This is a genomic window from uncultured Roseibium sp., from assembly GCF_963675095.2.
Taxonomy (GTDB): domain Bacteria; phylum Pseudomonadota; class Alphaproteobacteria; order Rhizobiales; family Stappiaceae; genus Roseibium.
In genome coordinates this window covers 1-14,361 of the sequence record NZ_CAXXSJ010000051.1, presented here as the reverse complement: position 1 = coordinate 14,361, position 14,361 = coordinate 1, and the positions used below count along the sequence as shown (strand labels likewise).

The window sequence follows — 14,361 nt, the reverse complement described above, 5'->3', positions numbered from 1 at the left end:
CCAGTCCGGCGCGCAGGGCTTTCTGAAGGATTTCAGGATTAGCTGTTCACAGCGTCCTTGAGGCCCTTACCGGCCTTGAACTTCGGCGTCTTGGAAGCCGGGATCTGGATCGTGTCACCCGTGCGCGGGTTACGGCCTTCGGTCGCAGCACGCTCAGAAACGGTGAAATTGCCGAAACCGATGATGCGAACTTCGCCACCGCTCTTGAGCGTCGTGGTGACGGCATCAAACGTTGCGTCAACAGCCTCGCCTGCCTGGGCCTTGGTGAGGCCGGTCTTTTCTGCGACTGCTGCGATCAGATCGTTCTTGTTCATAGTAGTTACCTTTCTAAGAAACGGCGGTAAGCCAACGATTCCCGTCAGCGCCGTTGCCGGAAATTCGGGCGAAACGAGCCCAAACGCAAGCCATTTTTTCGCAGAAAACCGCCATTTTTGATGATTATTCAAAAGAAAAGCCCCGGAGACCCCGGGGCTTTGCATTTTTGCAACGGTTTGGAGTGCGCTCAGTGCGCAAGCACCCCCGCCGAATCATCCTCCGAACGGGCCGCTTTCGCGGCCGCATCGGCGGCGGCTTCATCCCATTCAATGGGCTCCGGCAAGCGCGTGAGGGCGGTTATCAGCACCTCTTCCATGCTCGAGACCGGGATGATTTCCAGCGAATTCTTCACTGAGTCCGGGATATCCGCCAGGTCCTTGGCGTTGTCTTCCGGGATCATCACTGTCTTGATGCCGCCCCTGAGGGCTGCCAGCAGCTTCTCCTTCAGCCCGCCGATCGGCAGGATTCGCCCGCGAAGCGTGATCTCGCCGGTCATGGCCACATCACGGCGCACCGGAATGCCGGTGAGCGTCGAGATGACAGCCGTCGCCATGGCGATACCGGCCGACGGACCGTCCTTCGGGGTTGCCCCTTCGGGAACGTGCACGTGGATGTCGCGCTTCTCGAACATCGGCGGCTCGATGCCGAAGTCGATCGCACGAGAGCGCACATAGGACGCGGCGGCGGAAATGGATTCCTTCATCACGTCCTTCAGGTTGCCCGTCACCGTCATCTTGCCCTTGCCGGGCATCATGACGCCTTCGATGGTGAGCAGCTCGCCGCCGACCTCTGTCCAGGCAAGACCGGTGACCACACCGACCTGATCCTCGAGTTCGGCCTCGCCGTAGCGATAGCGCGGCACGCCGAGATAGGATTCGACGACGTCCGTGGTAACGACGATCTTTTCCTTGTCGCTCATCAGGATGTCCTTGACCGCCTTACGGGCAAGGGTCGCCATTTCGCGTTCAAGGTTACGCACGCCCGCCTCACGGGTGTAGCGGCGCACCACGAAGCGCAGAGCTTCTTCCTCGATCGCGAATTCGCCGTCGCGCAGACCGTGATCCTTTTCCGCCTTCGGCAGCAGGTGCCGGCGGCTGATCTCGATCTTCTCGTCCTCGGTGTAGCCGGCAATACGGATGACTTCCATCCGGTCCATCAACGGCGCCGGAATGTTGAGCGTATTGGCCGTGGTCACGAACATCACGTCCGACAGGTCGTATTCGACCTCGAGGTAATGGTCCATGAACGAGGAGTTCTGTTCCGGATCCAGCACTTCCAGAAGGGCGGACGACGGATCACCGCGGAAATCCATGCCCATCTTGTCGATCTCGTCGAGCAGGAACAGCGGATTGGACTTCTTTGCCTTTTTCATCGACTGGATGACCTTGCCGGGCATGGAGCCGATGTAGGTACGCCGGTGACCGCGGATTTCCGCTTCGTCACGCACACCACCAAGAGACATGCGCACGAACTCGCGGCCCGTCGCCTTGGCGATGGACTTGCCGAGCGAGGTCTTGCCCACGCCGGGAGGTCCGACCAGGCAGAGAATCGGGCCTTTCAGCTTGTTCGCGCGGGCTTGCACCGCCAGATATTCGACGATCCGCTCCTTGACCTTTTCAAGGCCATAGTGGTCGGTGTCGAGCACCTTCTCGGCAAAGGCCAGATCGTGCTTGACCTTGCTCTTCTTGCTCCACGGAATGCCGACAAGCCAATCCAGATAGTTGCGCACCACGGTGGCTTCCGCCGACATCGGGCTCATCTGCTTGAGCTTCTTGATCTCCGCATTGGCCCGTTCGCGCGCTTCCTTGGAGAGCTTGGTCTTCTTGATCTTCTCTTCAAGTTCCGCGATCTCGTCGCGCCCGTCCTCGTTGTCGCCGAGTTCCTTCTGAATGGCCTTCATCTGCTCATTCAGATAGTACTCGCGCTGGGTCTTCTCCATCTGGCGCTTGACCCGCGAGCGGATGCGCTTTTCCACCTGCAGGACGGAGATTTCGCTCTCCATCATGCCAAGGACACGCTCCAGGCGCTCAGAGATGGAATCGACACCGAGGATTTCCTGCTTTTCCGGGATCTTGATCGCCAGATGCGAGGCGATCGTATCGGCAAGCTTGGAATAGTCGTCGATCTGGTTGACCGCACCAAGAACCTCAGGCGATACCTTCTTGTTCAGCTTGACGTAGTTTTCGAACTCCGCCAGCACCGAACGAGCCAGGGCCTCGATTTCAACATCCTCTCCATCCCGTTCAGGCAGGACGGTCGCGGTGGCTTCGTAATAATCCTCGCGATCGGTGTAGCCTTCGATGCGCGCACGCGCGCCGCCCTCAACCAGCACCTTGACGGTGTTGTCGGGCAGTTTCAGCAGCTGCAGCACGGTCGCAAGCGTGCCGACCTCATAGATCTGGTCGGATTCGGGATCGTCATCCGCCGCATTCTTCTGCGTTGCGAGCAGGATATGCTTGTCGGTGGTCATCACCTCTTCAAGCGCGCGAATGGACTTTTCGCGCCCGACGAACAGGGGGACGATCATATGCGGGAAGACGACGATATCCCGCAAGGGGAGCACAGGATAGACGGCGGTTTCCGTCACGTCGAAAGAGCGGGTTTCTTCGTCGCTCATTATCATTCCTTTCTTTGCGCGCCCGCACCCCTTGGATTAAGGCGGTTGCTGGCGCTGGAAGCCGGCATCGGGCGGCATCGCCCGCTAAGGCCGGACCGGTCCGTCCCGATGGGCCCGGACCCGGTCCGCATTGCCGGATTGGATCATCTATTAGGTGGACACCTGTTGCCTAAGTGTCAAGGCAGCGGGAACACTTGTAATCCAATCATTGTTGACGAATCCGCAACCGGTGGAAAACCGGAATACCGCAATGCACCACATTGGTGCCGTCAAGACATTACTGGGCCTGAAACGGAAAATGCCGCCCATTTGGGCGGCATTCCGATTTCATTGGCAAGTCCGGCAGTTTACGCCGGATCAGGCGCTGGTCGCGGAAGTCTCTTCCCGGTCTTCGTAGATGTAGAGCGGGCGAGCCTTGCCTTCCACCACTTCAGGAGAGATCACCACTTCCTTGACGCCCTTCAGGCCGGGCAGTTCGTACATCGTGTCGAGGAGAATCGCCTCAAGAATCGACCGCAGGCCACGAGCACCGGTCTTACGCTCGATCGCCCGGCGCGCAATCGCCTTCAGGGCTTCGTCGTGGAAGGACAGTTCCACGTTCTCCATCTCGAACAGACGCTGATACTGTTTCACCAGAGCGTTCTTCGGCTCGGTGAGGATGGTGACCAGAGCGTCCTCGTCCAGATCTTCCAAGGTCGCGATCACCGGTAGACGGCCGACGAACTCCGGAATGAGACCGAACTTCAGAAGATCTTCCGGCTCCAGCACGGAGAAGAGTTCGCCGATGCGGCGGTCTTCCGGAGCCGTTACCTGCGCCTTGAAGCCGATCGAGGTCTTGGTGCCACGGTCGGAGATGATCTTGTCCAGGCCTGCAAAAGCGCCACCGCAGATGAACAGGATGTTGGTCGTGTCCACCTGGAGGAATTCCTGCTGCGGATGCTTGCGACCGCCCTGCGGCGGAACCGAGGCAACCGTGCCTTCCATGATCTTCAGAAGGGCCTGCTGAACGCCCTCGCCCGACACGTCACGAGTGATCGACGGATTGTCGGCCTTGCGGCTGATCTTGTCGACCTCATCGATGTAGACGATGCCGCGCTGCGCACGTTCCACATTGTAGTCGGCGGACTGCAGCAACTTCAGGATGATGTTTTCGACGTCCTCACCCACGTAGCCTGCTTCGGTCAGCGTGGTGGCATCTGCCATCGTGAACGGCACGTCGAGAATGCGCGCCAGGGTCTGGGCGAGAAGCGTCTTGCCACAGCCGGTCGGTCCGACGAGCAGAATATTCGATTTCGCCAATTCCACGTCATTGTTCTTGGATGCGTGGTTGAGGCGTTTGTAGTGGTTGTGGACCGCGACCGACAGAACCTTCTTCGCGCTGTTCTGTCCGATGACATAGTCATCGAGCACATCGCGAATTTCCTGAGGCGTCGGGATCCCGTCCCGAGATTTGACCAACGAGGACTTGTTCTCCTCGCGGATGATATCCATGCACAGCTCGACACATTCATCGCAAATGAAAACAGTCGGGCCGGCGATCAGCTTGCGAACCTCATGCTGGCTCTTGCCGCAGAAGGAGCAGTAGAGCGTATTCTTGGAATCGCTGCCGCTGGCCTTTGTCATTTATTCAACCCCGCGTCTCATGGGAGGAACCTTCCTCCCCAAACTGCCCAGTTGGCGCCAAATTATGGCGAAACTGGCTCGAAATTACCGCCCGGGAGCGTTTTTGTCCGTTTTTCCAGACTCCGATGTCATCATGCTTCGCCTGCAAAAATCAATATAGGTTTAAGGCGAAGGTAAAAAACGGCCCATTTTTACGTCTTTAGGTTACCGGCCCACCGCCCGGCGATCCGGGCGGAAGGGCCGGAAAACGCGTCTTATTTCTCGTCTTCGCCACCCAGGCTTGTGCGATCGGTGATCACACTATCCACAATGCCGAAGCTCTTTGCGGTTTCCGCCGTCATGAAGTTGTCGCGCTCCAACGCCTCCTCGACAGCGTCCAGGCTCTGACCGGTGTGCTTGACGTAGATGTCATTCAGCCGGCGCTTCATCGCCAGAATTTCCTGGGCATGCAACATGATGTCGGCCGCCTGCCCCCGGAAACCGCCGGACGGCTGGTGCACCATCACCCGCGCGTTCGGCAAGATGAAGCGCATGTCCTTCTCGCCGGCCGCCAGCAGAAGCGAGCCCATGGAGGCCGCCTGACCGATACACAGGGTCGACACCGGCGGGCGGATGAACTGCATGGTATCGTAGATCGCAAGTCCGGAGGTCACCAGACCGCCGGGCGAATTGATGTAGAGGGCGATTTCCTTGGTCGGATTTTCCGCTTCCAGGTAAAGAAGCTGCGCGCAGACCAGCGTTGCCACATGATCCTCGACCGGACCGGTCAGGAAGATAATCCGCTCTTTGAGAAGACGCGAATAGATATCGAAGGCCCGCTCGCCCCGGTTGGTTTGTTCAACCACCATGGGCACGAGAGTGTTCATGTAGATGTCAACAGGATCCTTCATACCTTGTCCATATGCTGTGTGATGGCCCCGGAGACAAGGTCACCGGGCGGATACAGGCCACACCGTACTCAGGCCTGCCTCGAAAAAAGCGACATCCCATACATAGGGGATGCCGCTCCATTCGCAAAGCCATTGCAGATGCGTCATGAAAGCAAAGTTAAAACCCTGCCGCATCCACCGATTTTTGCCTGAGAAGACGCTTATGCGTCTTCTTCGTCCTCGGCCACGAGCTTTTCAAGCTCTTCCTTGGTCACCGTCTTGTCGGAGACCTTGGCGAGTTCGAGCATGAAGTCGACGACTTTTTCCTCGTAGATCGGCGCACGGAGGGATGCGAGAGCCTGCTGGTTGTTCTTGTAGAACTCGAACACCTGCTGCTCCTGACCCGGGAACTGACGCACGCGATCGTACAGAGCGCGCTGCATTTCCTCGTCGGTCACCTGAATGTTGTTCTTCTCGCCGACCTCGGAAAGCACCAGGCCGAGACGGACACGACGTTCGGCGATCTTGCGGTAATCCGCCTTCGCCTCTTCTTCCGTGGTGCCTTCGTCCTCGAAAGTCTTCTCGTTACGCTTCATGTCCTCTTCGACCTGGTTCCAGACCACGTCGAATTCGGAATTCAACAGCGCTTCGGGAAGATCGAAGGAATAATGTTCGTCCAGCTTGTCCAGAAGCTGGCGCTTGACGCGCTGGCGGGTCATGGAACCGAACTGGCTTTCGATCTGGCCGCGGACGATTTCCTTCAGCTTGTCGAGCGATTCGAGACCGAGGCCTTTGGCGAACTCGTCGTCGATCTTGGCTTCGCCCGGAGCTGCGACTTCCTTGACGGTGATGTCGAAGGTCGCGGCCTTGCCTGCCAGATGCGCGGCCGGGTATTCTTCCGGGAAGGTCACTTCGATCACCTTCTCGTCACCGGCCTTCACGCCGATGAGCTGATCCTCGAAGCCCGGAATGAACTGACCGGACCCCAGAACCAGCTGGCCGTTTTCATCCGCACCGCCTTCAAAGGGTTCGCCGTCGATCTTGCCCAGATAGGACATGGTCACCCGGTCACCTTCCTTGGCCTTGCCCTTTTTTTCCTCGAACGGAACGTTGTTCTTGGCAATTTCGGCAATCTGGGTGTCGACTTCCTCGTCGGCAACTTCGACGACCGGGCGTTCGATCGAAATCTTGGAGAAATCCATGATTTCGAAATCCGGCAGCAGATCGTAGCTCATGGTGAAGGAGAGATCCGCGTCACCGGCGAGGATCTTTTCCGCTTCTTCGTCCGGAAGATCGATATTCGGGGTCAGCGCCGGGCGTTCGGAGCGGTCTTCGATGGCCTTCTGGCTGGTTTCCTGAATGGTGTTACTCAGGATCTCGGCCATGGCCTGACGGCCGTACATCTTCTTCAGATGTGCTACCGGCACCTTGCCCGGACGAAAGCCTTTGATTTGCGCCTTGGACTTCAAATCTTCCATATAGGCGTCGAGCTTTTCAGCCAGATCGCCGGCCGGAATGTCGATTTTCAGCTCTCGCTTGAGGCCCTCGGCGAGGGTTTCGGTTACCTGCATTGGTTCGTGCTTCGTCCTTGGTATGGAACGACCAGTTCCATTGTCGTGTTTGAAATTCCTGTCCGGCGTCATCAGGAAAGCCCTGTAACGGGCGCCTCACTGAAACGCTCTCGCCCTTGGACATGGTGCGGGCGGAGGGACTTGAACCCCCACGGCTTGCGCCACCAGAACCTAAATCTGGCGTGTCTACCAGTTCCACCACGCCCGCAACGGCCGGTCCAGCCCGAAGCCAGGGCGCGGCCTCTATAGCACCGGGAATTTCCGCATCAAAGGAAAAATGACGTTTTTGCATCATCCCCGGGCATGGTTTTTTCCACAAGACGGCCAATCACCGGCTTCAGCGAAGGGATAAGGTCCTCTGCGGTCAGCCCTGCACCGGCCTCATTGCCCGCCTCGGAATGCAGCCAGACGCCCATGGCGGCGGCCTCGAAGGCTGGAACCGACTGGGCCAGACAGGCGCAGACGATCCCGGACAAAACATCGCCGGATCCGGCAGTCGCCAGCCAGGGCGAGGCGTTGGCATTGATCGCGGCCCGGCCGTCGGGCGCAGCGATCACTGTATCCGCCCCTTTCAGCACGATGACCGCCTGGCTTCTTGCCGCCGCAAGCCTGGCCGCCGTCAGCCTGTCCGCGTCCGCAAGGTCAGGAAAAAGCCGCGCGAACTCTCCGGCGTGCGGCGTCATGACGACCGGCCGCTCCCTTTCGCCAATCAGGAGAAACAGGTCCTGCGGCTCCTTTTCAAAGCTGGTCAGCGCGTCCGCGTCGAGAACCACGGCGCAACCGGGTTTCAGAATCTCCGCAACGTCCTCCCGCGTCCCGGAACCGACACCGTATCCCGGCCCGATCAGCACCGCATTCAGACGCTTGTCCGAAAGGAGTTCCCCGATCTCCTCGCCCCCACTGACCTGCCGGGTCATGACCGCTGTCAGATGAGACGCATAGACCAATAAGGCAGACGGCGGACAGGCAACCGACACGAGCCCCGCTCCGGCGCGAAGCGCGGCACCGGCCGAAAGCCTGGCTGCCCCCGTTGCGCGAACCGGCCCGCCGAAAACCACCGCATGGCCACGGCTGTATTTGTGACCGTCCGCCCTTGGCGGCTGCCATGCGGAACGCCAAAGGGACGGACAGTTCAAGGTTGTATCGGGCCTTACCGTATCCAGGACATCGGCAGTGATGCCGATATCTCCACAATGAAGGTCCCCGCAATAGCCACGTCCAGGATAAAGAAGATGGCCGGGCTTCAGCCGGAAAAATGTCACGGAGCAAGCAGCCCTGACTGCCGTGCCCATGACTGCGCCGGTTGCTCCGTTGATCCCGGTCGGCAAGTCGACACTGAGAACCTTGCACCCGGAATCATTGATTTCATTGACGATGTTGGCCAACGGCCCGGAAAGAGCCCGGTCCAGCCCCGCGCCCAGCATGGCATCGATAACGAGATCGGCCGATGCCAGCTGCGAGCCCAGTTCCCCTTCGCCGATCCGCGCGGGGACAAGCCCGCCTTGCCGGGAGGTCATATCCTGAAACGCCAGAAGGGCGTCTCCGGCGAGCCCGCCTGGGTCCTTCAACAACGCGACGTCGACGGCATATCCGGCCTGTTTCAACAACCGCGCGGCAACAAAGCCATCTCCGCCGTTGTTCCCCGGCCCGCAGAGGACCAGCACGCGGCCGCCCTCCCCCACCATCTCGGCGGCGGCGTCGGCGACATGTCTCCCGGCATTTTCCATAAGAGTGCGGCCGGGTGTGCCGGAGGCGATCGTCAGCCGATCCGCCTCTCCCATTTGAACAGGCGTCAGCAACTCCGGAAAATCGGCGGGTCTCATATCTTTCAAGGCGGCAAGCTCTCCGTTTTCACGTCCAGCCGGAAGCTGGTAAACCTTATGACCGGCACTTTAGACAATCCAAGCTGTTCCTTGGCAACAATGAAGACAGACGGAATTGAAATCCGGCCCATTTGCGGAGAAGCCGCATTCATTGCGTGGACCGTCACTTCAACCGAAAAATGTGATTTGGAACATTTATTAGGCATCTTGATTACTTTTTATGCATATTCACAATGCGGTGCCGGACGCAAATCGAAGCGAGTGATAAAATATGCTCGCTTTTTTGGCGATTTCCGGTCCGGGACACTTTTGAATTCAAAGGGACGAAAACTGGCACACATCGTGCTTTTAGCGCTATGCAACGGCCCATCGGCGTACGTCGGAGGCCTGCGCGTCACGGTCCAGCACAAGGATCGCGCCAGATTTTCCGGCCAATAATTTTGGAGAGAGACAGAAGCTGATGAAAAAGATCGAGGCAATCATCAAGCCCTTCAAATTGGACGAGGTGAAGGAAGCTCTCCAGGAGGTCGGCCTCCAGGGCATCACCGTTACCGAAGCCAAGGGCTTTGGTCGTCAGAAAGGCCACACCGAGCTCTATCGGGGTGCTGAATATGTCGTCGATTTTTTGCCCAAGGTGAAAGTCGAGATTGTACTTCCCTCCGATATGGTGGAAAAAGCCGTTGAAGCCATTCGCTCTGCGGCCCAGACAGGACGCATCGGCGACGGGAAAATTTTCGTGTCCAACATCGAGGAAGCCGTCCGGATCCGGACTGGCGAATCCGGTGTGGACGCCATCTAACCAACCCAGGCCCCACCCAGGGCCCACCTCTTTCGGTTCCGGCGCTTTTTGAAGTATCGATCATCCAAATCGCCCGGCACCGGGATCAAGCCAACCTGTTCACACAACAAATCAAGGGATGGACATAATGACCACTGCTTCCGAGGTCCTTAAGGAAATCAAAGAAAAGGACGTGAAGTTCGTCGACCTGCGCTTTACCGATCCGCGCGGCAAGATGCAGCACGTCACCATGGATGTGGCCCTCGTCGACGAAGACATGTTCGCTGAAGGCGTTGCCTTCGACGGTTCGTCCATTGCCGGCTGGAAGGCCATCAACGAGTCCGACATGATGCTGATCCTCGATCCGGAATCGGCTCACATGGATCCGTTCTTCGCCCAGTCCACCATGGTTATCATTTGCGACATCGTCGATCCGATCACCGGCGAAGCCTATAACCGCGACCCGCGCATGACCGCCAAGAAGGCAGAAGCATACGTGAAGTCCGGCGGTTTCGGCGACACCATCTTTGTCGGCCCGGAAGCTGAATTCTTCCTCTTTGATGACGTCCGTTTCACGTCTGAGCCCTATGACACCGGCTTCCAGCTGGACAGCGTCGAACTGCCGTCCAACATGGGTTCCGAATACGACACCGGCAACCTCGGCCACCGTCCTCGCACCAAGGGCGGTTACTTCCCGGTTCCGCCGATCGACAGCGCCCAGGACATCCGCTCCGAAATGCTCTCCGTGATGGCCGACATGGGCGTCTCCACGGAAAAGCATCACCACGAAGTGGCTGCTGCCCAGCACGAACTCGGCATGAAGTTCAACAAGCTGACCACCTGCGCCGACCACATGCAGATCTACAAGTACGTGGTCCATCAGGTTGCCCACGCTTACGGCAAGACGGCAACGTTCATGCCGAAGCCGGTCTTCGGCGACAACGGCACCGGCATGCACTGCCACCTGTCGATCTGGAACGAAGGCACACCAGTCTTCGCCGGCAACCAGTATGCGGACCTGTCCGAGACCTGCCTGCATTTCATCGGCGGTATCCTGAAGCACGCCAAGGCGCTGAACGCCTTCACCAACCCGTCGACCAACTCCTACAAGCGTCTGGTCCCGGGCTATGAAGCTCCGGTTCTGCTGGCTTACTCCTCGCGTAACCGGTCTGCGTCCTGCCGTATTCCGTTCTCGTCCAACCCGAAAGCAAAGCGCGTGGAAGTGCGCTTCCCGGATCCGTCCGCGAACCCGTATCTCTGCTTCTCCGCTCTGTTGATGGCCGGTCTTGATGGCATCAAGAACAAGATCCATCCGGGCGATGCGATGGACAAGAACCTCTACGACCTGCCGCCGGAAGAACTGGCAGAGATCCCGACCGTTTGCCGCACGCTGCGCGAGGCTATGGAATCCCTCGACGCCGACCGCGACTTCCTGAAGGCCGGCGGCGTGTTCGACGACGACCAGATCGACGCTTACATCGAACTGAAGATGGAAGAAGTCGAGCGTTACGAAATGACGCCGCATCCGGTCGAATTCGACATGTACTACTCCGTCTGATCCTTCCGACGGATGGAAACGGAAAGGCCGGGCATTTGCCCGGCCTTTTTGTTTTGGGCCTACGGTTCCTCGCCTTTCGGACCCGCCAGCGTTATCCCTTGTGACCGGCCCATGTCTCGAGTTGCCTTGCAGCCGGTTCTGGACCAAACATGAGCCTGTAAAGGTCGAAAAGGTCCGGCCGGAGCGAGGCGAGGAAATAGCAAAAATGCAGCCTGAAAAAGCGGAAGCGCAGATAGCGTAATTTCTCTGCGGGCATTCGGTCCGGGATGCAGACGCTGAACCGCCGCGGCTCCCTGGATATGGAGACCCCGTCTGACTTGGACGCATACCGCGCCACAGGCGAAGTCCGCCCGCCGCACACGATATCCTGAGGTCCGTAGATATCGGTCCAATCCACCCCGGCACGAGCGACTGCGGCCATCGCCTCGCCAAATCCCCGATCCGCACCGAAACCGCCGAGGCATTCGAAGGCCGGGCCAAGGGTGACAAAGGCGAATCCGCCCTTGCGCTGTGCGATATCCGGTTTCCGGCGCAACACCGCGGCAACAATGTAAATCGCCACGAACGTCCCGCAGCTGTGCGAGACTAAGACCAGTTCTTCATCATCATCCGCTTGTTCGCTCAACGAAACAATGGTGTCGGCGAATTCCTCGATTCGCGCCAGCATGTCCGGATGAACGTTTCGCGCGAGCCTGGCCATGAAGTACCAACTGTTCACCAGGTACCAGAAATAGGTCCAGGGTTCGATCAGCCGCGTGAAACCGTAGACGGCAGCAATCCAGAGCCCGCTGCCGACAAGCAGGACAAACCAGGAAAGGGGGCTCCTTAGCCCCGCAGGCGAAATTGCACCGACGTTCTCGAGCACAAACGGTGCCAGCAGGAAAGGCGGAAGAAGACTGATGGCGCAAAAAAGGGCAAGACCGACCGCCGGATAAAGAACGAAGATGCTGTGCGCCCAACTGCTCTTGAGCACCGCGCCATATCCGCCGGCCCGTGCATAATGATAAAAAGACCTAAGCGCGTCGGCCATCAGACGCGACCAGGGCCTTTCAAAGTCGGGCCTGATCACGTCCCGCCAGCCCAGTTGAACCAACCGCGTGTCAACCGTGCCTTCCGGCCATTCTATGTGACCGGCCCAGATCGCATCGCCACGAACGGGATCCGATCCTGCGTCGACAGACGAGATCGCCCCGCGAACCTGTCTTATTTTCAGGAAGTTTTGAAATTCCGAGCTGATGAGCGCAAAGCTCTGGCTTACCGGGCGCAAATCGTATCCTGGACAGTAGACGACAAGGCGTTTCAAGTGACGCTCCGCTGCAATAACACTTCTCCGGATGTGGACGGGTTTTCTTTCCTGCGTGTTTCCGTTGTCGCCGAAATCCTGCGCATAGAAAACAGGTAGCCAAAAAATTTCTCTGCACTCGTGAAATTCAACGCCACTTCCGATATAGGGAGCGCGAGAAAAGAACGGACGGCGCACAAAGCCTCACGCACGACACGGAACCTGAAAATGAGCGAATTCAAGTCGGAGTTTTTGAAGACCCTGTCGGAACGCGGGTTTATCCATCAGATTTCCGATCCGCAAGGCCTTGACGAACTCTGCGCAAAGGAAACGGTCACGGCCTATATCGGCTTCGACTGCACGGCGCCCAGCCTGCATGCTGGCTCGCTCGTGCCGATCATGATGCTCTACTGGTTCCAGCAGACCGGGCACCGTCCGATTGCCCTCATGGGCTCCGGCACCACGCGGGTGGGCGACCCGTCGGGCAAGGACGAAAGCCGCAAGCTTCTGACCGAAGACGACATTGAGGGCGAACAAGGCCGGCATCCGCAAGGTGTTCGAAAAGCTGCTGACCTTCGGCGACGGTCCGACCGATGCCCTGATGATGGACAACGCCGACTGGCTGTTAAAACTCAACTACGTCGAGTTCCTGCGCGACATCGGCCGCCATTTTTCGGTCAACCAGATGATCCAGCGCGACAGCGTCCGCCTGCGCCTGGAGCGCGAGCAGCACCTGTCCTTCCTGGAATTCAACTACATGCTCCTGCAGGGCTACGACTATCTGGAGATCTTCCGGCGCACCGGCTGCCGGCTGCAGATGGGCGGCTCCGACCAGTGGGGCAATATTCTTTCCGGCGTCGACATCACCCGCCGCCTCGAAAGCGTGGAGGTCTTTGCTCTGACCTCTCCGCTGCTGACCACAGCATCCGGCGCCAAGATGGGCAAGACCGCCGCCGGCGCCGTCTGGCTCAATGATGAGCAGCTTTCCTCCTATGATTACTGGCAGTACTGGCGCAATACCGAAGATGCCGATGTGGAACGGTTCCTGAAGCTCTTCACCGTGCTTCCGATGGACGAAATCGCCCGGCTTGCGGCCCTTGAGGGGGCGGAAATCAACGAGGCAAAAAAGGTCCTGGCAACGGAAGCCACCGCCCTCATTCACGGACGGGAAAAGGCCGAGGCCGCCGCGGAGACGGCCCGAAAGGCCTTCGAGGAAGGCGAAATGGCGGAAGGTCTGCCGACCGTCGAAATCCCGAAGGCCGATCTCGAGGCGGGCCTTGGCATCCTGAACGCCTTTGTCACCGCCGGTCTGTGTGCCTCGAACGGCGACGTCCGCCGCAACATCAAGGGGGGCGCGGTCAGGATCAACGACAAGGCAGAACAGAACGACAAGCGCCAACTCGGTTTGAACGATGTGACCGCGGATGGCGTGATCAAGCTCTCGCTCGGCAAGAAGAAACACGTCCTTCTGCAGCCCGTATGAGCCGACCGCAAAACACGTCCTGAGATTAAAGGCCGGACGAAATCCGGCCTTTTCGTTACTGAAACATCTTCCGGAAAATGCCGGGCGCGATCGCGGAAATCGGATTGACCGACAGCTTGGGGTCGGACAATTCACCGGTGACGCGGTAGGTCACGCCGATCAGGCCTTCCCCCGATCCGCCGCCCAAGGCAAACCCGAGGATCGGGATTTTGGAAAAGATGTTGTTGAGTGCAAAAATCGGAACGAATGTCCCGGTCAAATCTATGGCCTGAGACGCCAGGTTGACGGTGCCCGACACGGTCCCTCCGAAAACCGCTCCCTTCAGTCCGCCCTTGTGGATGGTCAGAATGTCGCCGGCACGGGTAAACAGGATATCGAGTGTCTGGAACGACGATTCCCCGTTTCGGGCGGAGGCCGGCAAGCGGAAGCCACCATCATTCCT

10 protein-coding genes, 1 tRNA gene and 1 pseudogene are annotated in these 14,361 nt (G+C 58.7%); 3 read left to right on the top strand and 9 right to left on the bottom strand.

Annotation, left to right across the window (positions count from 1 at the left end; all coding sequences use genetic code 11):
* Nucleotides 1–38: 38 nt before the first annotated feature.
* The 7 genes from ABIN98_RS19300 to ABIN98_RS19270 all read right to left on the bottom strand — a co-directional run bounded on the left by ABIN98_RS19300 (nt 39) and on the right by ABIN98_RS19270 (nt 8,818).
* Nucleotides 39–314 carry an HU family DNA-binding protein gene (locus ABIN98_RS19300; protein WP_190293593.1) on the bottom strand — a complete coding sequence of 92 codons (276 nt, stop codon included), beginning with the start codon at nt 312–314 and terminating at the stop codon, nt 39–41.
* A gap of 188 nt (nt 315–502) precedes the next feature.
* Nucleotides 503–2,932 (bottom strand): endopeptidase La, encoded by a 2,430-nt coding sequence (gene lon / locus ABIN98_RS19295; protein WP_346912184.1) that lies wholly within the window; start codon nt 2,930–2,932, stop codon nt 503–505.
* Between the two features lie 357 nt (nt 2,933–3,289).
* Entirely contained in the window at nt 3,290–4,555 is a 1,266-nt protein-coding gene (gene clpX / locus ABIN98_RS19290) for an ATP-dependent Clp protease ATP-binding subunit ClpX (protein WP_346912183.1), read from the bottom strand.
* Nucleotides 4,556–4,809: 254 nt separating this feature from the next.
* Nucleotides 4,810–5,445 carry an ATP-dependent Clp protease proteolytic subunit gene (locus tag ABIN98_RS19285; protein ID WP_346912182.1) on the bottom strand — a complete coding sequence of 212 codons (636 nt, stop codon included), beginning with the start codon at nt 5,443–5,445 and terminating at the stop codon, nt 4,810–4,812.
* Between the two features lie 200 nt (nt 5,446–5,645).
* On the bottom strand, nt 5,646–6,995 hold the full coding sequence (gene tig / locus ABIN98_RS19280) for a trigger factor (RefSeq protein WP_346912181.1): 1,350 nt from the start codon (nt 6,993–6,995) through the stop codon (nt 5,646–5,648).
* A 123-nt stretch (nt 6,996–7,118) separates the two neighbouring features.
* Nucleotides 7,119–7,203, bottom strand: a tRNA-Leu gene (locus ABIN98_RS19275).
* Nucleotides 7,204–7,261: 58 nt separating this feature from the next.
* Entirely contained in the window at nt 7,262–8,818 is a 1,557-nt protein-coding gene (locus tag ABIN98_RS19270; protein ID WP_346912296.1) for an NAD(P)H-hydrate dehydratase, read from the bottom strand.
* A 460-nt stretch (nt 8,819–9,278) separates the two neighbouring features.
* On the opposite strand from ABIN98_RS19270, the gene ABIN98_RS19265 reads away from it, so the two are divergent.
* Nucleotides 9,279–9,617: a P-II family nitrogen regulator gene (locus ABIN98_RS19265; RefSeq protein ID WP_190293598.1), complete on the top strand. Its 339-nt coding sequence runs from the start codon at nt 9,279–9,281 to the stop codon at nt 9,615–9,617.
* 127 nt (nt 9,618–9,744) lie between these two features.
* Nucleotides 9,745–11,154, top strand: coding sequence for a type I glutamate--ammonia ligase (gene glnA, locus ABIN98_RS19260; RefSeq protein ID WP_346912180.1), 1,410 nt, complete (start codon nt 9,745–9,747; stop codon nt 11,152–11,154).
* 91 nt (nt 11,155–11,245) lie between these two features.
* On the opposite strand, the gene ABIN98_RS19255 is transcribed toward glnA, so the two are convergent.
* Nucleotides 11,246–12,634: a hypothetical protein gene (locus ABIN98_RS19255; RefSeq protein ID WP_346912179.1), complete on the bottom strand. Its 1,389-nt coding sequence runs from the start codon at nt 12,632–12,634 to the stop codon at nt 11,246–11,248.
* Nucleotides 12,635–12,664: 30 nt separating this feature from the next.
* On the opposite strand from ABIN98_RS19255, the pseudogene tyrS reads away from it, so the two are divergent.
* A pseudogene (gene tyrS / locus ABIN98_RS19250) lies at nt 12,665–13,919 on the top strand (tyrosine--tRNA ligase).
* A gap of 55 nt (nt 13,920–13,974) precedes the next feature.
* Here the strand turns inward: tyrS and ABIN98_RS19245 are convergent.
* Nucleotides 13,975–14,361, bottom strand: a 387-nt coding sequence (locus ABIN98_RS19245; protein WP_346912178.1) for an AsmA-like C-terminal domain-containing protein, incomplete at its 5' end; no start/stop codon positions are given.